Genomic DNA, 23,173 nt, shown 5'->3' on the forward strand with positions numbered 1-23,173 from the left:
CGGAACCCTGACTGCGTGAGAGGATAAGGACTTTCGGTGATCCCAGCAGAGCCGGAAATGCCAGGCAACATCGCTTCAAAGCATACAAGCTGTTGCACTGCGAACACTGCGTCACTCTGACCTTGAATATCTTCAAATTAATCCAGCAGAATCAAAGCAATAACTGGTTACGACGCAATCTTGACTTGATTAGACGCGGTAAGTATGGTCCGCGCGGCTTTTGACGGGGACGGGCGCAATTTCCATCATCCGCGGCTTCGGTTAGTGTTTGCAGCATGGCTGAGAACACCAACGACGGCGCAGGTGGAAGTCGCGATCAATCGCCTCCTGACGAAGCTGCGCTTTCCGCAAGGCTCGGAAGTCTCGATCATCGGTTGTCAGAAATTCGCGACAGCCGCAGGAGCAAGACTGATCAATCCGGTACTGAAAGCGGGGACAGTGCGGCCAGAGCTTCGGCGATGGCGCTCGGTTTTCGTCTTTCCTCGGAGCTGATCGCGGGCGTTGCCGTCGGAGCGGCGATTGGCTGGGGATTCGACCGTTTGCTGTCGACGTCGCCATTCGGCTTCATCGTGTTGACGCTGCTCGGCTTCGTCGCCGGCGTGTTCAACGTGGTGAGGTCCGCGGGCGTGGCCTCGGGCAAGCGCTGAGCGCTGGCGGGAAGTCACGACATTTGAAATTCGATTACCGGCACGATGGCCGGTGGACCAAGAGCCGCGCGGATGAAAATCGACCCGATCCACCAGTTCAATATCGAGCCCCTCTTCACGCTCGGCCACATCGGCAATCACACGATCGCCTTCACCAATTCGTCGCTCTACATGTTCATCGCGGTGCTGCTGATTGCACTGCTGATGCTGGCGAGCAGCCGGGATCTGGTTCCGGGACGGCTGCAGTCGGTCGCCGAGATCTCCTACGAGTTCGTCGCCAGCACGGTTCGCGGCAACGCCGGTGCGGAAGGCATGAAGTTCTTCCCGCTGATCTTCTCGCTCTTCATGTTCATCTGCGTCTCGAACCTCGTGGGCATCATCCCCTACACCTTCACGATCTCGAGCCACCTGATCGTCACCGCAGCCCTTGCACTCCTGGTGTTCTTCACCGTCCTGATCTACGGCCTCTACAAGAACGGTCTGAAATTCTTCAAGATCTTCGTCCCCTCCGGCGTTCCGCTGTACATCCTGCCGCTGGTCATGTTCATCGAGGTCCTGTCGTTCTTCCTGCGGCCGGTCTCGCACAGCGTGCGTCTGTTCGCCAACATGCTGGCCGGCCACATCGCGCTCAAGGTGTTCGCGGGCTTCGTCGCGATGCTCGGCTTCTCGCTGGGCGCACTCGGCTGGTTCGGCGGCGTGCTGCCGCTGGCGCTCACGGTCGCGCTGTACGCGCTCGAACTGCTGGTCGCGTTCCTGCAGGCCTACGTGTTCGCGATCCTGACCTGCATCTACCTCAACGACGCCATTCATCCGGGACACTAAGCGGTCCGGGGAATCTCCACCCACCAATCTGTCTATCTTTCTCAAGGAGCTACAAATGGAACCGGCAGCAGCAAAACTTATCGGCGCGGGCATCGCGTGCATCGGCATGGGCGGTGCGGGCGTCGGCGTGGGCATCATCTTCGGCAACTACCTCGCCGCTGCGGTGCGTAACCCCTCGGCCGCTCAGGGCCAGTTCGGCAACCTGATCTTCGGCTTCGCCGTGACCGAAGCGCTCGGCATCTTCTCGCTGCTGATCGCGCTGCTTCTGCTGTTCGTTCCGCTCTGAGCGGCACCCCGGTTCCGCTTTAGCGGCAACCCGGTTCCGCTCTCGCGGTAACCCGTCGCGCCGCCCAAAGGTCGTACAATGGGCGGCGCGCATGACAGCAACAGGAGAACACCGTGGCTGAGAGTCATGGCGAGGCAAAAGGCCAGAATGCCGGCGCCCACACCGAGGCCGATGGCGGACATCACGGCGGAACCTTTCCGCCGTTCGATTCCTCCAATTACGCCTCGCAGCTGGTGTCGCTGGCGATTGCATTTGTCGCGCTCTATCTGATCGTGTCGCGTATCGCCCTGCCGCGCGTCGGCGGGACGATCGATGCACGCCAGAACAAGATCGAGGGCGATCTGGCCGAAGCGCAGAAGCTGAAGGACGAGTCCGACGCGGCGCTGAAGGCCTATGAAACCGAGCTGGCGAATGCGCGCTCCAACGCGCAGGCGATCGGCAACGAGACCCGCGAGAAGCTGAACGCGGCCTCGGAAGTCGAGCGCAAGGCGCTGGAAGAGAAGCTGGCGGCCAAGCTCGCCGACGCCGAGAAGCAGATCGCAACGACCCGGACCAACGCCATGAGCAACGTCCGCGGTATCGCGGCGGATGCGGCCGGCGCCATCGTCCAGCAACTCGCCGGCGTCACGCCGGACGCGAATGCGGTCAACAGCGCCGTCGACGCGTCGCTGAAGGGATAGACGATGTTTTACGAACCGGAAACCTGGGTTGCGATCGCCTTCGTCATTCTGCTGGTCGTGTTCGGCTACCTCGGCGTCCATCGCACCCTGCTGACGGCGCTCGATCATCGTGCCGAGCGCATCAAGGCTGAGCTGGATGACGCCCGCCGTCTGAAGGACGAGGCCAACAAGCTGCTCGGCGAATACAAGGCGCGCCGCGCCAGTGCGGAGCGCGAAGCCGCCGACATCATCTCCAATGCCAAGGCCGAAGCCGAACGGATCGCGGCTGAAGCCAAGGCCAAGATGGAAGATTTTGTCGCCCGGCGGACCAAGACCGCCGAGGGCAAGATCGCCCAGGCCGAGGCCCAGGCCGTGGCCGATGTGCGCGCCGCCGCGGCCAACGCCGCCGTGACCGCCGCCTCGACCATCCTGTCGCAGTCGGTCAAGGGCTCGGTTGCCGACGACCTCGTCGGCAAGGGCATCGCCGAAGTTCGTTCCAAGCTGAACTGACGCGATCACACTTCCTTCGAAAAAGGCCGGCGCGAACTGATCGCGCCGGCCTTTTTCTTTGTTCCTGCTGTTTCTTATTCCACCGGCCCGTCACGGCCGCCGCCGCTACTTCTTCTTGTGCGGCGCGCGGGCCTTGGGCTCCGGCTTCAGCGCCTGCGGATCGAAGCCGATATAGAAGATGTAATCGTCGTTCTCCGCGGCCGACGGCGCCGGATAGACGACATCCTCGGCGACCAGGCTGAACGGCACGCTGCCGCTGTCGTCCATCTGCACCGTGGTGGTGTAGGCCTTGGTGGCGATGGTCTTCTCGCCGACGCCGCCCTTCACCACGGCGACGCGCAGCGGCACCTGGATGGTCGGCGGTGCGCCCTGGGGGCCGACAATGACCCGCCCCTGGATACCGATCTTGGCCGTGATCTGGCCGCTGTTCAGATTGCATTCCCGCGCCGTGCGCGTGATCGAGGCCAGGAACTTGACGTCGTTGCCGACCGCTTCCTTGCCGTCCACGGCCACCGAATAGGTCGAGGCCCCGGAGCGGATCTGCACCGGCGGGCAGGTCAGCCCGGCGTCGGCATCGTTGAGCGGCTGCGGCGCCGCGGGCGTCGCCGGCTTCGAATCGGACGAACCGCCGCCGAACAGGCTCTTGAAGCGGTCGCTCAGCGACTGCGCCGAGCTGGCCTTCGGCAGCAGGGTGGCACCGAGACCGATCGATACCGCCGCCGCGAGCGCGAACCTGATCACCCTGTCACACATGCGATATTCCTAAAGCCCCCAAACCGGAGTTCCCCGCTTCGCGGGCGTTATAGCAAGCCAATGGCGGCGAACCCAAGGCATGTTGAAACGGCATGTTGCAAAGGCATGTTGAAAGCATCCTGAAACGGCTCGGATGCGGCCCGCCATCAGCCAATAGGCTTGGGATTCAGCCGCGGAAATCCTCATGCAGCAGGCCGAACAGCAGGTGGTCCTGCCAGATCCCGTTGATGCAGAGATAGCGCCGCGCCAGACCCTCGCGGGTGAAGCCGCACTTCTCCAGCACGCGGATCGACGACGCATTGGAGGGAATGCAGGCCGCCTCGATGCGATGCAGGTTGAGCTCGCCGAACAGCGAGGGCAGCAGCACCCGCAGCGCCGTCGTCATGTAGCCGCGATGGGCGTGCGGCAGGCCGACCCAATAGCCGATCGTGCCGGCCTGTACGATGCCGCGGCGGACATTGGCGAGCGTGATACCGCCGATCATCACCCCGTCCGATTCGCGGAAGATGATGAACGGATAGGAGCGGTCGGCGGCGATATCCTCGCTGTAGCGACGCAACCTGCGGCGGAAGCCGGCGCGGGTCAGGTCGTCGGAGGGCCAGATCGGCTCCCATGGCGTCAGATAGGCGCGGCTGAACTCGCGCAACTGAGCCCATTGCGGGAAATCCGACATTTGCGGCGCACGCAGCAAAAGCCCGTGCCCCCGCGGCATCAGTGCAGCCGGTCCACTGGACGGCAAACGAAACAGGGCCATGGCCCAACACTCCCCCGCCAAGCTGCTCCCCCTCGCCTGCTCGTGCGGGGAGAGGGTCGGGGTGAGGGGCCGTTTCCGCAAACTCGGCCTGCGGATAGCCCCCTCACCCGAAGCCTTCGGCCATAGCCGAGGCTCCGCCTCGGCGTATCTCCGTCAACGGCCGCCGGTAGGCGGCCTCTGCTCTCCCCCGCAAGCGGGGCGAGGTAAGCAGAATTCTTAGTGCAGCAGCGTCTTTGCCTTCGACTTCGTCAATCCTTCCGCAAAAGACACCGCCGTGTCCAGACCCCTGCCGCTGCCGAGTGCAACAACGGCGGGCCGGCTGCGCGACAGCAGCGCACGGGCGGCGTTGCGGCTCGATTCGACCGAGACCGCGTCGATCCGCGCCACCAGCTCTTCCACCGTCTGCGGCCGGCCATAGGCTAGCACGTGGCGTGCCAGCTGCTCGGCCCGGGATGAACAGCTTTCCAGCGCCATCAACAAGCCGGCCTTCATCTGCGCCTTGGCGCGGGCGACCTCGGCCTCGGTCAGGGTTTCCACCGCGTCATTGATGACGTCGACGATGACTTCCATCATTTCCGGCGCATCGGCCGGATCGGTCCCGGTGTAGAGGCCGAAGAAGCCGGTGTCGGTGTAGGGGGCGTGGAAGGTGTAGATCGAGTAGCACAGGCCGCGCTTCTCGCGCACCTCCTGGAACAGCCGCGACGACATCCCGCCGCCCAGCGTGTTGGTGAAGACCTGCAGCGAGAACAGCGACAGGTCGGTCTGCGGCACGCCTTCGAGCGCCAGCGTCAGATGCGCCTGCTCGAGATCGCGATGCACCACCCGCGAGCCGCCCTTGCCGAACATCGCAGCCTGCGGCTTCGGCGCCGGCGTGGCGTCGAAGCTCGCGAATTTCTCGGCGACGTCCTCGACGACGCGCTTGTGATCGACCGCGCCGGCGGCGGCGACCACCATGTCCGGGGCGCGGTAATGCGTCGACAGATAGCCGCGCAGCGTGTCGCGGTTGAAGGCCTTCAGCGTCTTGGCGGTGCCGAGCAGCGAGCGCCCCATCGGCTGGTCCGGATAGCAGAGCTCGTTGAGATGCTCGAACACGACGTCGTCGGGTGTATCCTGCGCTGCGCCGATCTCCTGCACGATGACGCTCTTCTCGCGCTCCAGCTCGTCCGGCACGAAGGACGGGTTGGCGAGGATGTCGGAGAGCACGTCGAGCGCCAGCGGCACGTCGGCCTTCATCACCCGCGCGTAGTAGGCCGTGGTCTCGGTCGAGGTCCCGGCATTGAGGTCGCCGCCAACCGCCTCGATCTCCTCGACGATCTCGCGCGAGGAGCGACGCGCGGTGCCCTTGAACGCCATGTGTTCCAGGAGATGCGAGATGCCGTGCTCGTTCGGCTTCTCGTCGCGCCCGCCGACGCCGGCCCAGACCCCGAGCGCCGCGGTCTCGAGATGCGGCATGGTGTCGGTGACGACGGTGAGGCCGCTCGGCAGCTTGGTGATTTCAACGCTCATCAGGCAACTCCCTGCTTGGCGGCACGGCTGACCGACAGCACGAAGCGCTCGACCTCGGCGGAATCATTCTTCATCACAGTCATCTGTTCGGACTTGGTCATCAGGCCTCCGAGCCAGGCCGGCAGCTGCGGGCGCACCCCGCAGGCCGCCTCGACCGCATCGGGGAATTTGGCCGCATGCGCGGTCGACAGCACGATGTTCGGGATCTTGGAGTCCGAGGTGTCGCGGTCGGCGACCGCAAGCGCCACCGCGGTGTGCGGATCGACAAGATCGCCGGCCTCGCGCCAGGCGGCGCGGATCGCCGCCGCCGTCTCGGTCTCGTCGGCGCGGCCGGCGTCGAAATCGCGGCGCACCGCGGCCAGGGTCGCATCCGGCAGCACGAAGCGGCCGGATTGCTTCAGCGAGGCCATCAGGCGGCGAACCTGATCGGCGTCGCGGCCGCTGGCCTCGAACAATAGCCGCTCGAAATTCGAGGACACCTGGATGTCCATCGACGGCGACGCCGTGGCGTGCACCTCGCGCACCTCGTAGTTGCCGGTCTTCAGCGTGCGCGGCAGGATGTCGTTGACGTTGGCGGCAATCCGCAGCCAGCGGATCGGCAGCCCCATGCGCTTCGCCACATAGCCGGCGAAGATGTCGCCGAAATTGCCGGTCGGCACCGTGAAATCCACCGTCCGCTGCGGCGCGCCGAGCGCAACCGCCGAGGTGAAATAATAGACCACCTGCGCCACGATGCGCGCCCAGTTGATCGAGTTGACGCCCGACAGCGCCACCTGGTCGCGGAAGCGATGGTTGTTGAACATCTCCTTCACCAGCGCTTGGCAATCGTCGAACGTACCTTCGATCGCCAACGCGTGGACGTTGGCCGCACCGGTCGTCGTCATCATGCGCCGCTGCACTTCGGAGATGCGCCCGCTCGGGAACAGCACCACGAGGTCGACATTGTCGAGATTGGCAAACGCCTCGACCGCGGCGCCGCCGGTATCGCCCGAGGTTGCGACCACGATGGTGGTGCGCTGCGCGCGCTTGGCCAGCACGTGATCCATCAGCCGCGAGATCAGCTGCATCGCGACGTCCTTGAACGCCAGCGTCGGCCCGTGGAACAGCTCGAGCAGGAACTGGTTCGGCCCGACCTGGTCGAGCGGCACCACGGCGGGATGGCGGAAGGTGGCATAGGCCTCGTTCGCCATGCGGCCGAGCTCGGCGTCGGAAATCTCGCCGGCGACAAACGGCCGGATGATCTCGACCGCGACCTCCCAATAGGGACAGCCGAAGAAGGCGGCGATGGTCTCGGGCGACAATTGCGGCCAGGTCTCGGGCACGTAAAGCCCGCCGTCACGGGCAAGCCCGGTCAGCATCACATCGCAGAAGCCAAGCACCGGGGCCTCACCCCGGGTCGAAATATACCGCGTCAAACCGCCCTCCAAAGGCTTCGATTAGAGCCTTAAGCCTTTGATATCATGGATTTATCGATTTCGCCGCATGCGACCCGATGTGGTTCACCATAGAAGATCGGACCGGCAATGGGTAGCCCGAAGCACGCGCCTCGGGGGCGCGCGGAGTGCCGTATGGCGTTGCCCGCGACCCACCGCCAGCGCCGCATTCACAACCGTCGTCCTGGCGCAAGCCAGGACCCATAACCACCGCGTTCGATGATGAACGGGATAGCGGCCCCAGCGTCGCGCAGCAACAAGCGGTCGGGGTAATGGGTCCTGGCTTGCGCCAGGACGACGTTGAGTGTGTTGCACGATCGCGAGCAAGCCCGGTGTCATCACCCGCGTGCGCTTTCGCGGGTGATCCAGTATTCGTCCCTAACCGCTCGGCGGCGCCAGCGGCTGCACGATCTCCTGGAACGGCGGCAGCGCCTCGCAGCGCGCGGCGTGGGCCTGCAGCGCCGGATAGCGCGCATCGAACAGATGCGGATGCGCCTCGCCGGTGAAGCGCAACGCGCAAGCCACCGCGATATCGGCATGACCGATGCGATCGCCCAGCCAGTACGGCGACGGCACCGCCGCGCGCTCCTTTTCCAGCACCGCGAGCACGCCCGCAATCTGCGCCTCGCAGCGCTCGACCCACAGCTTCAACTGCTCCTTGCGCAGCACGCGCTCATAGACAAGGCTCACCGCCTTGTCGGCAAGCCCGGTCGCCAGCGCCGTGATGCGCAGATGCCTGCGCCGCTCGGGCCCCGAGCGTGCAATCATCGCCTGCTCCGGCCCGACCAGCTCGTCGAGATAATCCAGGATCGCACCGCTCTCGATCAGCGCCTCGCCATCATCGAGCACCAGCGTCGGCACCCGCCGCACCGGATTGTAGGCCGCAACCTTCTCCGCATCGCCGAAGGTCGACCACGGCTTGTGCTCGAACGGCAATCCATAGAGCCGCAACGCGATCGCGGTGCGGCGGACAAAGGGCGAGTCGTACTGGCCGATCAGGAACATCTGTCATCTCGTCGGTCATGCCCGCGGCAGGCCGTGCTTCGAAAGCAGGGCTTTCGAAGTGTGGCGGCTACGCCGGGGTCAGAGGTTGCGCTTTGCACCATGGTAGATGAGCCACACTGCATTGCAATATCGCGAGTCATTCCGGCAAAGCATTGCCTGCTGTTGATTCTGCCGACGCTACAGGTGGGTGCGGGATGATGTTTGATATTTCGCGAAGGCGGGATGCGACGCCATCGGCGCTATTCCTCAACCATGTTGGTGAGCTCACCTGACTCCATCAACAGCGCCACGGCCTGCTCCATGCTCGTCCTTGTGATGGATTGAACTATCACCAGGTTCGGCTCGAAGAACACCCTGCCGCGCTCAAGCTCGTCATTGATGGCTTGTGCAAGTCGTGCGGGGTCATAGAAGTTCAGAAGGTACCGCTTCCCCGAAGCATTGATCCGCGCCTGCGAAAACCAACCCTTTGCCTCGACTTCCCATTCGTAGTCTGCAAAGTCCGCCGGTAGTTCCAGGGAAAAGCCAGGCATATAATTCCCTCCTATCCAATCACCGGCACATGCCGCGCCGCATCGCGCGGCAGTTTGCCGTCGAGCCGGGGATCATCCGCCACCTCGATCTGCCGCTTGAACGCACGGAAGCCGGAGCGCTGGTAGAATGCGGTCGCGGAGGGATGATCGAAGGTGCAGGTGTGCACCCAGACCCGGCTGACGTCGCGCGACCAGGCGATCTCGAGCGCGCAGTTCATCAGGAAGCGTGCGGCGCCGGTGCCGATGAACTTTGCGGTGACGCCGAAATAGAGCAGCTGGCACTCACCTGGCTCGCTGAAGTCGAGTTCGAGCAGGCCTTCATCATTGCCGTCGACGACCAGCCCGTAGAGCTCGACGCCGGGCGCGTGAATCCGACCCCCGAGATCGGCGTCATCGATTCCCGTGCGGGTGAACCACAGCCACTCCTCACCGACGCGGCGGTAGAGATCGCGATACCAGTCGAGCGCAGGCGGCTCGACCTTACGCAGGCGCCACGCGCCCGGCGGATCGTCGCGCCGCGGCGGCCGCTCGGTCATTTCCAGATGTGTGACGACGGCGGCGACCTTGCCGTCGGGGATGTCGGAATAGCCGTCGGGCAGCAGCATCGCGCGACCTTTGTTTCGATACGATCGGCGGGAGATATCCGCATGTCGCGGCAGATGCAATGCAACGCGGCGTAACAAAGTCACCGATTTGTCAGTCGGTGTTTTGGCGAATCAAGCGCTCGATGAAGCTGGAAGCATCATCCGCATATTCGCCGTCGTCCCGGCGAAGGCCGGGACCCATTACCCCGAATATTAGTGATGAGGCACGCTGGGGCCGCAGCGTGCAACCCAAGCGAGATTTGTGGTTATGGGTCCCGGCCTTCGCCGGGACGACGCTGGAGTTTGTGGCGCAGCCAGTGAGACGTACTGGCCCCTCACCGCGGCGTCAGCGTGATCGCCTCGGCGGTTGCGGCTTCCACGGCCGGGCGGCTGTAGAGCAGCGGCACATATTGGCCCGTCGCCCAGAGCGGCGCGAGGTCGCGGTAGTGGCCGCTGAAGGGATCGCCGGATTGGCCGGGCGTGTTGATGGTGCGGCTCGCATCCCAATTGCCGACGTCGAGCACCATGCGGAACGAGGCACCCGCGGTGAGATTATAGTCGGAGCGGCGATAGGTGGCGGCGCGCGGCACGTTGGCGGCGCCGCCATAGGCGAGCGGACCGACCGACATCTGCGCCGCGGTCGCCTTGTCGGCGAGCGGCATCAACGCGTGATCGAACTTGGCGACATGCAGACGGCCCCAGCGCCAGGTCGATGCATCGCCCCCGAGCTTGTCGGCGACGTCGGCAACGGCCGCGCCGAGGCTGTCGCGGAGCACGCGGTCACGTCCGCCGGCGGGATCGCTGCCGAGCGCCGCATCCGGCTTTTCGAGATAATCGACGATGGCGGAGATGCTGGAGGCTTCCGGCGCGATCAGTTCGGCTGCCTTCGGCGCTGTGGTCTTGAGCAGCACCGGGCCGAGATGGTTCGCGATCCAGACCTCGTAGACCGCGGCCGCAGCGCTATCAGCCGCGTCGCGCGCATCCCACGCCTTCAACAGATCGAGGCCCTTCTTCACATTGGCATCGTCGGACGACAGCGGCTTCAGCAGCGCGACGAGGCGCCGCGCCAGCATGCCGGTGTCGTCGTTCTGCAACGCCATCGCATCCGCCAGCGTCACCTTGCTGTTGGTCTGCAGCACCTCGACGATGCGCTGCCAGCGCGCGCTGTCGGACCATTCGAAGCCGACCCGGCGCTCATTGACCGGATAATCGGCCGGCAGGTTCATCTGGTTGGCGGTGGCGATGAAGCCCTGCTTGGGCTGATAGAGTTTTGGCAGCTCGTCGAGCGACAGGAAACCCTGCCACTCGTAGCGGCCATCACCAGGCACCGGCATCAGGCCATCGAAGCTGGTCCGGCGCGGCGTCTTGCCGGCGGCGACCCAGCCGATATTGCCGCTAGTGTCGGCATAGACCTGGTTCTCCGACGGCGCGCCCCAGCGCCGCATCGCGCCGAGGAAGCCGTTCCACGACTTCGCGGTCATGTAGTCGGACGAGCCGAAATAGGCCGAGGTGCCCGGCTCGAACCAGATCGAGCGCACGGCGAACGCATGCTTCTTGTCGGCGTCGACAAAGATCACGGGTCCATGGCGGGTGAACTTCAGCTCGAGGTCGCGGTCGGCTTCGCCCTTCACCGCTTCCTTCTCGTGCACGATGCGCATGTCCTCCCAGCCCGTGCCGTAGCGGTACTGGTTCGGATTGTCAGGGTTGAGCTCGTAGACGTAGAGGTCTTCCTGGTCGACGTTGAAGATGGTGAGGCCGAACGCGATGGTGTCGTTGTGGCCGATCGAGATGCCCGGCAGCGCCGGCTCGCCGGCGCCGATCACCGAGATGCCGGGCGCGTTGAGGCCGATGATGTAGCGCAGCGACGGCACCGAGTGCTCACGATGCGGATCGTTGGCGAGGATCGGGCGCCCGGTCGCGGTGCGCGATGCGGCGATCACCCAGTTGTTGGAGCCGATGGTGTCGCGCTGCTGATCGGCCTCGGCCAAGAACTTGTCGGGATCGTGCGCCAGCGCGGCCTTCTGGTCCTTCTGAGCAGCGAACTTCACCGGGCGCGTGGCGAGGTCATAGGCCGCGAGCACGCCCTTCGGCACGCTGCAGGGGTCGAGCCCATCGGGCACCTTGGTGGTCCAGGTGGGCTCCAGCTTGACGCGGAAACGATCGGCATCGAGGCCGGCGGCGCAGGCGACCAGCGCGCGCTTCACCTCGGAGGCGACGTTGCGGGTCAGGCCGTGGCTGCGGACGCGCACGACATCCTCCGCCGACCATAGGTCCGGCATCGTGCCCGCGATCCTGAACTCGATCGGCAGCGCGCGCTTGCCCGCCTGGACGTCGGCGACATAGGCGTTGACGCCGGCGACGAAGGCGTCCGCATAGGTTTTCGCCTTCGGGCCATAGGCGGCCCATTCCGCGTTCATGTCGCCGCGATAGAGGAACTGACGCAGCGCCTTGTCCTGCTCGGCATAGGCGGGACCGAAATCCTTTGCCAGCTGGCCGAGCCCGCGCTTGCGCCAGAGGTCGATCTGCCAGAGCCGGTCGCGCGCGGCGTTGAAGCCCTGCAGGAAGAACAGGTCGTGTTCGTTGCCGGCATAGATGTGCGGAATGCCCCAGACGTCGACCAGGATCTGGCCCGGCGCCTTCAGCCCGGCGACGTCGGTCTTGACCTCGCGCGCCGCCACAAGCGGGCTCGGCTTCTCGCGCGCCGCGGCGGGAGCGGCGAGCATCGTGGCGCAGAGCGCGGCGGTGAGTAGTTTCGCGACGCGGTTGAGATCCGTGTTCATGTTGTTCTCCGATGGTTGTTGTTTTTGGTACGAGACTTCATCCGGGTTTCTCACCCGGCGCGCTACTCCCCCTCGTCGCTCGCCAGCACGCCCTTCACCGCGCGGCCCCAGCCGGCGAGCTTGCGGTCGCGCGTCGCCTCGCTCATCGCCGGCCTGAAGCGGTGTTCGAGCCGCCAATTGTCGGCGAATTTCGCGGGCTCCGGATAGACGCCGGCCTCGAGGCCGGCGAGATAGGCGGCGCCTAACGCCGTGGTCTCCTGGATCATCGGGCGATCGACCGGCGCGTTGAGCAGATCGGCGAGCCGCTGCATGGTCCAGTCGGATGCGGTCATGCCGCCGTCGACGCGCAGCACGGTGTTGGCGGCATTTGCCTCCGGCCAGTCGGTGCGCATCGCGGCCCACAGGTCGAAGGTCTGGTAGCAGACGCTTTCCAGGGTCGCATGCGCGAGCTCGGCCGGACCGGTGTTGCGGGTCAAGCCGAACAGCGCTCCGCGCACCCGCGGATTCCAGTAGGGTGCGCCCATGCCGACGAAGGCCGGCACGAGGTAGACGCTCTGCATCGAGTCGGATTTGTCGGCCAAGGGCCCGGTCTCGGCAGCGTGCTTGATGATGCCGAGACCGTCGCGCAGCCATTGCACCGCGCTGCCGGCGACGAAGATCGAGCCCTCGAGCGCGTAGGTGCGCTGGCCATTGAGCTGGTAGGCGATCGTGGTGAGCAGCTTGTTCTTCGACGCCACCGGCGTGGTGCCGGTGTTGAGCAGCGCGAAGCAGCCGGTGCCGTAGGTCGACTTCATCATGCCGGGCTCGAAGCAGGCCTGGCCGATGGTCGCGGCCTGCTGGTCGCCGGCAATGCCGGAGATCGCGATCGGGCCACCGAACAGATCCGCGGTGCTCTCGCCGAACCCGGCGGAGGAATCCTTCACCTCTGGCAACATCGAGCGCGGCACGCGCAACAGATTGATGAGGTCGTCGTCCCACGCCCCGGTGTGGATGTTGAACAGCAGCGTGCGCGAGGCGTTGGTGGCGTCGGTCGCATGCACCCGCCCGCCGGTGAGCCGCCACAAGAGATAGCAGTCGACGGTACCGAACAGGAGTTCGCCGCGCTCGGCGCGTTCGCGCGCGCCTGGCACGTGATCGAGGATCCAGGCCACCTTCGTCCCCGAGAAATAGGGGTCGATAATGAGACCGGTCTTGGCCGAGATCGCCGGCTCATGGCCCTCGGCCTTGAGTCTGGCGCAGATGTCGGCGGTGCGGCGGTCCTGCCAGACGATGGCGCGATGCACGGCTTGGCCGGTGGCGCGGTCCCATACCACGGTGGTCTCGCGCTGGTTGGTGATGCCGATCGCGGCGATGTCCTTCGCCTTCAGCCCGGCCTTCTCCAGCGCCTCGCGGCACACCATCACGGTCGAGGTCCAGATATCCTCCGGCTCGTGCTCGACCCAGCCGGAGGCCGGGAAATGCTGCGGAAACTCCTGCTGCGCGACCGCGGCGATGGAGATGTCGCTGCGAAACACCATGGCGCGCGACGATGTGGTGCCCTGATCGATGGCCAGCACGAAAGACATGAGCGTTTCCCTTAAGGCTTCGTAACAGGCGCCAAGGGAGCGGATTACCGCGGCGAGGTCAAGATTGCTGGTGAGTGTGGCGGGATGGTCGAGGCAAAGGCCCCGCGACAGTATCAGTCCCGTCATCCCCGCGCAAAGGCTTCGCCTTTGTCGCTGGAGGTGCGAGCCTTGCGGCGCAATTGCGCCGCTGGGCGAGCCTCGAAGGATGCACGGCCCGGCTGGTGGCCATCGACCCTTCGAGGGCCGCTGAAGAAGCGGCCACCTCAGGGTGACGGGGATAGAGCTAGTGCGAGGAGATGGAGGAAGCGCCGGTCACATCGGCCGGTAGGTCCTGACGTCGCCGGGGACGTTGACGCCGATCTTGATCGCGCCGACCGAGCGGATGATGTCGTCGCCGAGCAGCTGGGCGAAGCAGGCATAGCCCCAGTCGTTCATGTGCAGGCCGTCGGCGGTGACGAAATCGTCGATCGGGATCGCCTGCCTCTCGTGCCAGTCGCGCATCACCTCGAAGCGCGGGAAGATGCCGACATGGCGCAGCGCGGCGATGCGGCCGAGCAGCTTCACCATGCCGCGCGCGCTTTCGGGACGCTCGGTGACGCGCGGCGAATATTGCGGATCGACCAACACGACATCGGCGCCGGACGCCTGCAGCCGCGCCACGCCGTCCTCGACCTGCTTGGCGGTCTCGGTCGGATCGAGGTTGCGCAGCACCGCGTTGGTGCCGACCTGCCAGATCACCATGTCGGGGTGCACGTCGAGCACTTCGGTCTGCAGCCGCTTCATCATCTCGGGCGCATCCTCGCCGCCCTTGCCGCGATTGAGCACGCTGATGTCGGCCGACGGATACTGCCGGCGCAGCTGCGCGGCGAGCCGGCTCGGATAGGTGAATTCCGGCGCCGACGAACCGTAGCCCTGGGTCGAGGACGAGCCGAACGCGATGATGACGACCGGCTTGCCGGCGGCGAGCTTGGCTGCGACATGCGGCAGCGAGCCGGTACTGTTCGGCACGCCGGTGGGCTGATGGCAGGGCACGCGGTGGAAGATGTCGCTGGCGGATTTCGCGACCTGCTTCACCTTGTCGAGCGCCTTGGCGGCGACGCCCGGTTGCGGCTGCGGATTGGCCGCATCGGTTTCGACCGCGGCGGGCTTCGCAGCATCGGCTCTGATTGCTTCAGTCTTTGCTCCCGATGACAGCGCCGCATGCTGGTCGGCCTGGCCGGTCTGCGCGCACAACGGCACGGCCGAGAGCGGCGCGAGCAACACGAGCACCGCAACGGCGCGCAGGCTCCGCCCTGCGGCGAAACGAAAAGGGAAGGCAAAACGCATCAACTCGGCTTCCTCTAATTCTGCTGCACCGGGCCCAGATGAGCCGCATCGATCACGAATTTCGCCAGTGCGCGGCCGAGACAGGCATGAACCTTCTTGGCCAGATCGACACCGTGCGAGGTGCTGAACAGGTCAAAATATCCGGCGTCGCTCCACTGCTTCATAATCGCGAACCGGTCGAACAGCGGAACGTCGTGCTGCTGCGCCACCACCTTGATATTGTCGAGATATGGCGGCGCAGAGATCATCGTTTCCGTACGCGGGCTGTATTGCAGATTGACGAGCACCACGTCGGTCCCGGCGCCCCGCAACGCAACAACGCCATCGTTGATGGCGGTGCGAAAATCGTCAGGATCGACTGCTCGCATAGCATCGACCGTTCCGGTCTGCCAGATAACCAAAGTAGGCTTTTTTGCTTCAACAAGCTTAACAAGGGTTCCCGCGGTCTCCTCGGCGGTGCTCTTTCCCTGTAATTCTACGGATAGATCGATGGTGGCGGCCGGAAACGCCTCCTTCAGCGCCGCCTGCAGCGTGGCCGGATAGGCGCTCGCCTCGTTGCCGGGGATGGTCGAGGAGCGGCTGCCCACCACCAGCACGCTGAGCGGCTTGTTGGCCTTCACCGCGTCGGTGACCTTCGGCAGCGAGCTCTCGCTCGCCAGCAGATAGGCCGGCACGTCGCAGGGCGGAGCCGGTGCCGGCTCGACGGTATCGCCGGCGCGCGCGGGCGCAGCCGCCAAACAGGCGGCCAGCAGCGTCAGGCTCAGCATCGTCCACGCGGACTTCATGCTCCCCCTCCCGCCAGATCGGCGTTGCCGCCGGCGCCTTTTTTCGAGGCGCCTTTGTCGGCGGAGTGCTTGTACCACGAAATAATCCACGCCATGCCGCACATGATGAGGATACCGCAAACGCTGATCAAGGCGTGCAGTGCGGCACCGCCAGATACTTCGGCAAGCACGAAGTGACCGGCAAAGGCGAGGAAGACCCCGAGACAGAATATCTCAAGCGAATGCTGGCCACACAGGATCAATGGTCGCAGCCAGGGTGATTTCAAGCCCGGCCAGTCCCTCGGCAGGAAGCGCACGGTGAGCGCGGCGAGCGCCAGGAAGTGCGCGAACCGCAACACGTCCAGGTCGGTCTTGTTGATCGGATACATCCATTGCTCGATCACCTTCGGCATGATGTGGCCGAGCTGCGGCACGTACCAGGTCAGCGTCACGAAGAACGCCGCGACCAGATAGACGATGCAGATCCACATCGTGATGTTCGACGACAGGATGCGCGACATCCGCCGCGCGCCGCCGAGCGCGCACCAGGCGCCGAACACGAACAGCAATTGCCAGGCGAACGGGTTGAACGCCCAGAAGCCGTTCGGATAGGCCGACAGATAAAGGTCGAACTGCCAGGTCAGCGCGTAGAGCAGAACCGACAGGCCGAGCGTGACATCGGGCTTCCACTTCATCAGCCACAGGATCAGCGGCAGGAACAGCATCAGCACGATGTAGAGCGGCAGCACGTCCATGTTCACGGGGCGGAAGCGCAGCAGCAGCGCCTGCACGATGGTGACGTCCGGCTGCTTGAGGAAGTCCATGATCCCCATCTCTTCGGTGTAGAGCGGGTTCTCGAACGAGGTCGCGACATAGGAGATCTCGGCGAGGAAGATCGTGAACAGGAAGACATGCGCGACATAGATCTGCCAGACCCGGCGCAGGATGCGCGCGGTCGCGATCACGAAGCCGCCCTCCAGCATCGCGCGGCCGTAGACGAAGGCGGCGGTGTAGCCGGAGATGAAGATGAAGATCTCGGTGGCGTCGGAGAAGCCGTAGTTGCGGATCGTCAGCCAGGTCAGGAGATTGGTCGGCAGGTGATCGATGAAGATCAGCCACAGCGCGAGCCCGCGGAACAAATCGAGCCGGAGCTCGCGCTCGCCGGTCGCCGGCAGCGAGATTGCGGGCGCCGCCGCCACGGCTTTCGCCTTGACCTCTGCATCGGCTTTGGCGTCGGCCACCGGCGAACCGGCTATGGGATCGGCAATCGAGCTCATCAAACACCGTGTCGGCTGCGGGCGTCCGCAGGTCGTGCTGAAAAGATAATATCGGTCCACAACTTGCCGACAAAGCACAGAGTGCGGCGACATGCGGCCGCGCTTTAGAGCGGAACTATGTTGAAACCACGATGAACAGGCGGCCCCCGGGACCGGCTTTTCACGGCCTGCCCGGCGATTGGTTCCGGCTGACCAATTGGCTATGATGGGCGCCTGTTTGCGCATGATCCGGCCGAAAGCGGATTTTGCGCCGAGATCATCGGATTGAGCCGTATGTACCGCGCCGTTACCCGCCAGATCGAAGTCACCGTCGAGCCGAACTTCATGCCGGAGCGCTCGTCGATCGACCGGCGCGAATATTTCTGGTCGTACAAGATCGTGATCGTCAATTCGGGCCCGGAAACGGTGCAACTGCGGACGCGGCACTGGATCATCACTGACGCCACCGGCCGCCGCCAGGAGGTGCGTGGCGAAGGCGTGGTCGGCGAGCAGCCGGTGCTCGCGCCCGGCGAGCGCTTCGAATACACCTCCGGCGTGCCGCTGCCGACCGCCTCCGGCTTCATGACCGGCAGCTACCAGATGGTCACCGAAGCCGGCGAGCGCTTCGACATCGACGTGCCGACCTTCTCGCTGGATAGCCCGAGCCCGGACGGGAAAAGGGTGCTGAATTAGCCGCGATGTCGGTCTCGCCGCGCCCCAAGCAGTCACCGGGGATGCGCGGCCCGTCAAATTTCTGAATAATGGAAATAGTTGCGGGTTTTCCTGATTTGCCCGACGAGAGGAGGCGCAGGGCCGGCCTTAGTTCCTCATCATTTCAACGTGCCATTGCGCATTGGGGCGGCACGGCCGCCACGCGATCAATGCAATCGACCGGCCGGTGCCAGGAACCAATGGCTCGCGAGACTCTTGGCTCCCTGACACAAGCACTTTTTGGAGAAATCATATGAAGAATCTCGCGATCTATTTGGCAGCCGGTGCAAGTGCCCTCGTCATGACTGCCACAAGCACGGCTTTCGCCGCACCGCTTTCACTCGGCGCGTCGGTCGGGCCGGAGAGCAACATCCAGAACGTTCGCATGGTTTGCGATGACGCCGGCCGTTGCTGGCGTGCACGTGGCGAACGCCGCGTCATCGTCCGTGAGCCCGATGATTCATACGGCTACGCACCTCGCGAGCGCTACATCGAGCGCCGTGGCTATGAGGAGCGTGGCGGCATCGGGTTCCGCGCTCCGGGCGTGAGCGTCGGAATCGGGACCGACCGCTACTGAGGAAACGCATCGGCGTCAGAACGGCCGCGGAGCAATCCGCGGCCTTTCTGTTGGAGACGCGGCATCTCGAACGGCGTGGACCTGGGTCCGCCGGCCGCCTGCCCCATCTTCACATGTGAGGGGCGCTGGCGCCTCGCATGCGCTCCAGGAGCCAGAAAGCCCCGATCGCAACGAACGAGAGCACGAAGATTGCTCCGCACGCCAGGAAAGTCTGTAGGAAGCTCGTATCCATGACATCCTCCTTTTGATCGCTTGCAAGGGTGGTGTGCGATTAACGCGCTCAATCTGCCAAATTGTCGGGCGTGATCTGATCGAACCCGACGATTTCAGAAATTCGCGGCGACCAGATCGTAAGATCCCCTGCTTCCGCGGACATAGACCCTGGCCGCAGCGGCACATATCCGATCGCGGTTGGCATCGAAGGCGTGCAGAAGGCCCGGCTCGTCGAGATAGGCATCCGATTGAAGTCGCTTCAATGCGCCTTCGGTGACGAAGAACGATGCCTCAATAGCACTGTCATATCCCCAAAACCGCACGGCGCGCCGCGTTTGGTCGTATGAACGACTATGATTTGGAAATTCAATCATGGGTAAGGCCTGTCAGGTTGTTGCCACAGCTTGTCGTGATCCGTAACACGCGCATTGAAGCGACGTGACGTCTGGTCGATCGGTTACAAGATTTGGCAGCTAAGGCTTCGCGCTTCCGCAAGGGGGATGCTGTAACAATACAGTTGCGCTGCTGATCAGGTGGCTACTCCGCTATCGAATGACAAGCCCACTCGGCACGTATCGGGGCAATCGCTCGCGTTTTTCGTGCCGGATACGTCCAGATTCGCCCGATTGCGCAGAAAACATTCGCCGAAGGGCCAGCTTATGATGATACGGTCGGTGATGTCTTCAGCCGACCTCCGCCCAGACCCGCGTGCTGCAAGCAGCTTGGCACCGCCGCAGGACGTTGTGGCGGAAGAGAATATCAGCCTTCGGCTTCTGCTCGCGCAGGCCGCGATCGATGCCCAGAGTTTGCTGACCGCGGCCGGCATTGACGCCAAGGAGCGCGAAGCGGCCGACAAGCTGCAGAAGGTGATCCTCGAGGAGCTGCACCACCGCATCAAGAACACGATCGCAACCGTCGGTGCCATTGTCTCCCAGAGCCTGCGCAACCTGGAAGGGGTCGAACATGCGCAGCACGCCATCGATGGCCGGTTGCTGGCGCTCGGGCGGGCGCACGATCTCCTGCTGCAGGCAAGATGGAGCAGCGCGGATCTCGGCACGGTCGTCCGCGGCGCCACCGAAGCCTTCAACAATCCGGATGAGCCGAAATTCTCGATTTCGGGACCCGCTATTCGCATGACGTCGGGCGCCGTCATTGCCATCGCAATGACACTCAACGAGCTCTGCACGAACACCACGAAGTTCGGCGCCCTGTCCGCCCCACAGGGGCGGATCGACATCAGTTGGACGCTGGATCAACCAACACAGCGCTTGCATCTGACATGGACCGAGAAGAACGGTCCGGCAGTCCACCCTCCGGAACGGCGCAGTTTCGGGACCCGGTTGATCGAGACGCTCGGCAGGCAGTTGCGCGGCGACGTGCAGCTAAGCTATGAGCCGACCGGTTTCGTGTACACATTCGACGCACCATTGGCTTCTCTTACGTCGTCAACCCCATAGCCGAAGTCCCGAACGCACGCCTAAGTCTGGATATTCTCCCCCGATTGCGAATTGAGTCGACTACCGGGCGTAAGGGGTATCTACTGAAGTCATCACTGCTCCGCCGCCGGCCGATACCGGTGACTGAGAGTGCTGCAAGCTCCCGCCCGTAACCAGGAGAGCTTTATGCCGATTGCTCAACACAGCCAGCCTGAACCGCCGCCTCATGATCTGCCGGCGTTGGAAGCCGTGAGGACAGGAGATGCTGCGAAGCCATTCCTGCCCGGCCTTCAGCGCGACGCGATGCTTCGCAAGGCGCGGCTGGTCGAAACCGCCTCGCACATCAATGATTGGCTGACATCTCCCGGCCTGCGAACCCCGAGCTGACTGCCGATCTTGCGGAGAAAGCCCCGGTACGGGGCCGGCTGAGGCCGCCATTCTTCCGATGCAACCGGGGCCCGGCCTCCGGTCGCCTCTCACCAAGCGACGGCTTCGACATTGCTTCCAACTGTGCTTCAGGAACTGGCGACCGCGGTGAACGTTGTCGCGGTGCAGATATTCACGCGCGCCATCCGATTGGCTTGTGCCCGGTGATTTGTGGCCTCGGTGCTCGTTATTCGACCCTTTGCCTCCCATATACAAATCAGTCCTCGTCAGCCATCGAGATTGGTCGGAATGCGCGGAGACCTCCAAGGAAAGGGCCCGCCATGTTCAAATCTCAGCAGTACCGCACCAAGGCAGCCGCATACGGCGAACTGATCAAGCGTTCGAGCAGCCAGGGCGAAAGCCGCAAGTTTCAAGAGCAGCAAGACCGCCTCGCTTCGCTCGCGGATAACGAGCAAGGATTGGCGGACAATTTCGACAACGCCATAAACGTTGCGGAGCAGGACCGCTCTCGCGGCGCCGCCCTTGCCGCCGAAGAGGAGTACGTCCTGCGGTGTCTCGGCGCGGCCATCATCATGCAATGGAACGTGCTGCCGAAGGCGCTGCAGCGGGAAATCTTCGACACCGCCGGATCGGTCGGAAAACTGTTGGAGACGTCGGCGCTGCGCGGGCAGATCGCGCGCTTCCTGCACAAGCACAAGGATGATGCCGGCCGCGACAAGGTTCTGGAGGCGCGTCAGGACGCGAGATCGGGCGCTGCGGCTTTGTCGCGATGGGACAATGAAGGAGGTGCAGTCCCCGATGGACTGCCGATGTGAGCCAACTACGACGACAGGAGATTCACCATGTCACTTACCCAATTTGACGTCGATGACGGACAGCACAGCATGGACGGGCTGCGACTTCTCGCCCGTGATGGAAATGAACGGGTCGAGGCATTCATCGGCCGCAAGGTGATGGACGTCTGGGCCGAGTCTGTCGAGCACCGCGGCGGACATCAAAGCCTGTTCCGCGATCAATACAACGCACTCGGCAGGCTGAACCTGGCGGCGATCGAGCGGATCGTCAGTGCGAAATACCAACGCGGTGCTGCGTTCAACCGCCAGCATCCCTATGTCGAGGTACTGTTCTCGGACATCACCGACAGCGGGGAGACCTTGAATCTGAGCGGGCTCGTGCGCGAGACCCTGCCGCCCGCGTTTCACCGGCTGAGTTGAGATCGATCCAGGAGGATTCCCATGACGACGAAGAAATCCCTGCTCTCCATTGACGAACCAGAGCTGAAGAAGCCGCTGCGCGCCGACCGGCCTCCTACCGAAGGCTTCGTGATCATTGTCGACAAACACTTCAAGTCGGAGTTCGACACCGCCGAGGCTGCTGAAACGTCTGGCCGACAACTGAAGGCGGCTTATCCGATGCTTCAGATCGAAATCTACGACGCCGCCGGCAAGACCCGCACCTTGCTGAGCTGACAGGCCTGGTTACCGGGCCTCGTGGGCGGCTTTCCGCCTACTCGACGCCGGCTTCCTGCGGCGTGAATTCGTAGACCGACGAGCAGAACTCGCAGGTCACGACCACCTTGCCGTCCTTGACCATCTCGGCGCGATCGTTCGGCGCAAAGCTCTTCAGCATCGACGACACCGCATCGCGCGAGCAGGAGCACTGCGCGCGCAGCGTTTGCGGGTTGAAGACGCGCACGCCGCGTTCGTGGAACAGGCGGTACAACAGCCGCTCGCCGGAGAGATCGGGATCGATCAGCTCGACATCCTCGACGGTGGAGATCAGCGACTGTCCCTCGACCCAGGCGTCGTCATCCGGCACGCTGTGCGTAGCCGTGCCCTCCGGCGCATCGCCGGGATGCAGATCGGCCTGCTTGGCGCGTTCGGGGGCCTTGGGCAGGAATTGCAGCAGGATGCCGCCGGCGCGCCAGTGCAGCTTGCCGCCTTCGCCGCCGCGCATCTCCTCGCCGACCGCGAGCCGCACCCGCGTCGGAATCTGCTCCGAGCGCAGGAAATATTCGTGGGCCGCCTCTTCCAGGCCGCCGCCGTCGAGCGCGACCAGGCCCTGGTAGCGGCTGGTGTTCGCGCCCTGATCGATCGTCATGGCAAGATGGCCCTTGCCGAGCAGCTCACCCGAGCTCTGCCCGTCCTTGAGGCGCGCCACATCGTAGCGCGCATAGGCACGCAGCCGGTCGGGCGCCTGGAAATCGACGATCAGGAGCGAGACCGGTCCGTCGGTCCGGGTCTGCAGGATGAAGCGGCCCTCGAACTTGACGGAGGAGCCGAGCAGCGTGGTGAGCACGATGGCCTCACCGAGCAGCTTGCCGACCGCCGGCGGATAATCGTGCTTGTGCAGGATCTCGTCGAGCGCGGGGCCGAGCCGGGTCAGCCGGCCGCGCAAGTCCAGCGCGCCGACCTCGAAGGCCAGCACGGCATCGTCGACAGGAACCGCCGAGGGCGCGCGAATGGGCGTCTCGGCCTGGATTTTGATGTCGGGGGATTGTGAAACCATGGCGCTCTATCTGGGGTCTCGGACCATGAAATAAAGGGGTTCAGCATACCGGGAATCGACGTCGTCCCTGCGAAAGCAGGGACCCATAACCACAGGATTTTTGTCGCGGCACAAGACGTCTGCCCATGTGCCTTTTTCGCAGGCCGCGGCGTATGGGTCCC

The 23,173-nt window shown here is 64.3% G+C and carries 25 protein-coding genes; 11 read left to right on the forward strand and 14 right to left on the reverse strand.

What is annotated here, in order from left to right:
- Window positions 1–275 precede the first annotated feature (275 nt).
- The 5 genes from JQ573_RS32420 (at window position 276) to JQ573_RS32440 (ending at window position 2,924) form a co-directional block, all read left to right on the forward strand.
- Window positions 276–647, forward strand: coding sequence for an AtpZ/AtpI family protein (locus JQ573_RS32420; protein ID WP_092123093.1), 372 nt, complete (start codon window positions 276–278; stop codon window positions 645–647).
- Between the two features lie 72 nt (window positions 648–719).
- A complete protein-coding gene (locus JQ573_RS32425; RefSeq protein WP_212317180.1) occupies window positions 720–1,469 on the forward strand; it encodes a F0F1 ATP synthase subunit A in 750 nt (249 codons plus the stop codon).
- Between the two features lie 55 nt (window positions 1,470–1,524).
- Window positions 1,525–1,755 (forward strand): F0F1 ATP synthase subunit C, encoded by a 231-nt coding sequence (locus tag JQ573_RS32430; RefSeq protein WP_016847054.1) that lies wholly within the window; start codon window positions 1,525–1,527, stop codon window positions 1,753–1,755.
- Between the two features lie 113 nt (window positions 1,756–1,868).
- Window positions 1,869–2,435, forward strand: a complete 567-nt coding sequence (locus JQ573_RS32435) for a F0F1 ATP synthase subunit B (protein WP_092123089.1) — start codon at window positions 1,869–1,871, stop codon at window positions 2,433–2,435.
- A 3-nt stretch (window positions 2,436–2,438) separates the two neighbouring features.
- Window positions 2,439–2,924, forward strand: a complete 486-nt coding sequence (locus JQ573_RS32440) for an ATP F0F1 synthase subunit B (RefSeq protein WP_092123087.1) — start codon at window positions 2,439–2,441, stop codon at window positions 2,922–2,924.
- A 105-nt stretch (window positions 2,925–3,029) separates the two neighbouring features.
- On the opposite strand, the gene JQ573_RS32445 is transcribed toward JQ573_RS32440, so the two are convergent.
- The 12 genes from JQ573_RS32445 to JQ573_RS32500 form a co-directional block, all read right to left on the reverse strand.
- Window positions 3,030–3,677, reverse strand: coding sequence for a hypothetical protein (locus tag JQ573_RS32445; RefSeq protein WP_212317178.1), 648 nt, complete (start codon window positions 3,675–3,677; stop codon window positions 3,030–3,032).
- A 166-nt stretch (window positions 3,678–3,843) separates the two neighbouring features.
- Window positions 3,844–4,431 (reverse strand): GNAT family N-acetyltransferase, encoded by a 588-nt coding sequence (locus JQ573_RS32450; RefSeq protein WP_212317176.1) that lies wholly within the window; start codon window positions 4,429–4,431, stop codon window positions 3,844–3,846.
- 216 nt (window positions 4,432–4,647) lie between these two features.
- On the reverse strand, window positions 4,648–5,937 hold the full coding sequence (locus tag JQ573_RS32455) for a pitrilysin family protein (RefSeq protein ID WP_176533914.1): 1,290 nt from the start codon (window positions 5,935–5,937) through the stop codon (window positions 4,648–4,650).
- Window positions 5,937–7,352: a threonine synthase gene (thrC, locus tag JQ573_RS32460; RefSeq protein WP_212317174.1), complete on the reverse strand. Its 1,416-nt coding sequence runs from the start codon at window positions 7,350–7,352 to the stop codon at window positions 5,937–5,939. The genes JQ573_RS32455 and thrC overlap by 1 nt, the downstream gene beginning before the upstream one ends.
- A 396-nt stretch (window positions 7,353–7,748) precedes the next feature.
- Complete coding sequence (locus tag JQ573_RS32465; protein WP_212317173.1) at window positions 7,749–8,375, reverse strand: glutathione S-transferase family protein; 627 nt, start codon at window positions 8,373–8,375, stop codon at window positions 7,749–7,751.
- A gap of 239 nt (window positions 8,376–8,614) precedes the next feature.
- Complete coding sequence (locus JQ573_RS32470) at window positions 8,615–8,905, reverse strand: hypothetical protein (protein WP_212317171.1); 291 nt, start codon at window positions 8,903–8,905, stop codon at window positions 8,615–8,617.
- 11 nt (window positions 8,906–8,916) lie between these two features.
- Entirely contained in the window at window positions 8,917–9,510 is a 594-nt protein-coding gene (locus tag JQ573_RS32475) for an N-acetyltransferase (protein WP_212317169.1), read from the reverse strand.
- A 314-nt stretch (window positions 9,511–9,824) separates the two neighbouring features.
- Window positions 9,825–12,269 carry a penicillin acylase family protein gene (locus JQ573_RS32480; RefSeq protein ID WP_212317167.1) on the reverse strand — a complete coding sequence of 815 codons (2,445 nt, stop codon included), beginning with the start codon at window positions 12,267–12,269 and terminating at the stop codon, window positions 9,825–9,827.
- Between the two features lie 62 nt (window positions 12,270–12,331).
- Window positions 12,332–13,834 carry a glycerol kinase GlpK gene (gene glpK, locus JQ573_RS32485; RefSeq protein WP_212317165.1) on the reverse strand — a complete coding sequence of 501 codons (1,503 nt, stop codon included), beginning with the start codon at window positions 13,832–13,834 and terminating at the stop codon, window positions 12,332–12,334.
- A 312-nt stretch (window positions 13,835–14,146) separates the two neighbouring features.
- On the reverse strand, window positions 14,147–15,160 hold the full coding sequence (locus tag JQ573_RS32490; protein ID WP_249132589.1) for an SGNH/GDSL hydrolase family protein: 1,014 nt from the start codon (window positions 15,158–15,160) through the stop codon (window positions 14,147–14,149).
- Window positions 15,161–15,174: 14 nt separating this feature from the next.
- Window positions 15,175–15,945, reverse strand: coding sequence for an SGNH/GDSL hydrolase family protein (locus JQ573_RS32495; RefSeq protein WP_212317164.1), 771 nt, complete (start codon window positions 15,943–15,945; stop codon window positions 15,175–15,177).
- Window positions 15,942–17,201, reverse strand: coding sequence for an OpgC domain-containing protein (locus JQ573_RS32500; RefSeq protein ID WP_092123065.1), 1,260 nt, complete (start codon window positions 17,199–17,201; stop codon window positions 15,942–15,944). The genes JQ573_RS32495 and JQ573_RS32500 overlap by 4 nt, the downstream gene beginning before the upstream one ends.
- A 273-nt stretch (window positions 17,202–17,474) precedes the next feature.
- Here JQ573_RS32500 and apaG point away from each other — a divergent pair, with 273 nt between their 5' ends.
- Complete coding sequence (apaG, locus tag JQ573_RS32505) at window positions 17,475–17,873, forward strand: Co2+/Mg2+ efflux protein ApaG (protein WP_092123063.1); 399 nt, start codon at window positions 17,475–17,477, stop codon at window positions 17,871–17,873.
- A 271-nt stretch (window positions 17,874–18,144) separates the two neighbouring features.
- Window positions 18,145–18,468, forward strand: coding sequence for a hypothetical protein (locus tag JQ573_RS32510; RefSeq protein WP_212317162.1), 324 nt, complete (start codon window positions 18,145–18,147; stop codon window positions 18,466–18,468).
- A 326-nt stretch (window positions 18,469–18,794) separates the two neighbouring features.
- Here JQ573_RS32510 and JQ573_RS32515 read toward each other — a convergent pair whose 3' ends face one another.
- Complete coding sequence (locus tag JQ573_RS32515; protein ID WP_092123059.1) at window positions 18,795–19,055, reverse strand: DUF1488 domain-containing protein; 261 nt, start codon at window positions 19,053–19,055, stop codon at window positions 18,795–18,797.
- Window positions 19,056–19,358: 303 nt separating this feature from the next.
- Between JQ573_RS32515 and JQ573_RS32520 the strand changes: the two genes are divergently transcribed.
- From JQ573_RS32520 to JQ573_RS32535, 4 genes are all read left to right on the forward strand, one after another.
- A complete protein-coding gene (locus tag JQ573_RS32520) occupies window positions 19,359–20,138 on the forward strand; it encodes a sensor histidine kinase (protein WP_212317161.1) in 780 nt (259 codons plus the stop codon).
- Between the two features lie 329 nt (window positions 20,139–20,467).
- Window positions 20,468–21,319: a hypothetical protein gene (locus JQ573_RS40395; protein WP_249132590.1), complete on the forward strand. Its 852-nt coding sequence runs from the start codon at window positions 20,468–20,470 to the stop codon at window positions 21,317–21,319.
- Window positions 21,320–21,346: 27 nt separating this feature from the next.
- The gene (locus JQ573_RS32530) at window positions 21,347–21,718 is read left to right on the forward strand and encodes a signal transduction histidine kinase (protein WP_212317160.1); all 372 of its coding nucleotides are present in this window, start codon (window positions 21,347–21,349) and stop codon (window positions 21,716–21,718) included.
- Window positions 21,719–21,739: 21 nt separating this feature from the next.
- Window positions 21,740–21,973 carry a hypothetical protein gene (locus tag JQ573_RS32535; RefSeq protein ID WP_092123053.1) on the forward strand — a complete coding sequence of 78 codons (234 nt, stop codon included), beginning with the start codon at window positions 21,740–21,742 and terminating at the stop codon, window positions 21,971–21,973.
- A 37-nt stretch (window positions 21,974–22,010) separates the two neighbouring features.
- On the opposite strand, the gene JQ573_RS32540 is transcribed toward JQ573_RS32535, so the two are convergent.
- Window positions 22,011–23,012 carry an Hsp33 family molecular chaperone gene (locus JQ573_RS32540; RefSeq protein ID WP_176533928.1) on the reverse strand — a complete coding sequence of 334 codons (1,002 nt, stop codon included), beginning with the start codon at window positions 23,010–23,012 and terminating at the stop codon, window positions 22,011–22,013.
- Window positions 23,013–23,173 lie beyond the last annotated feature (161 nt).

Origin of the sequence: Bradyrhizobium sp. AUGA SZCCT0105 (assembly GCF_018129565.1) — a bacterium.
Lineage (GTDB): Bacteria > Pseudomonadota > Alphaproteobacteria > Rhizobiales > Xanthobacteraceae > Bradyrhizobium.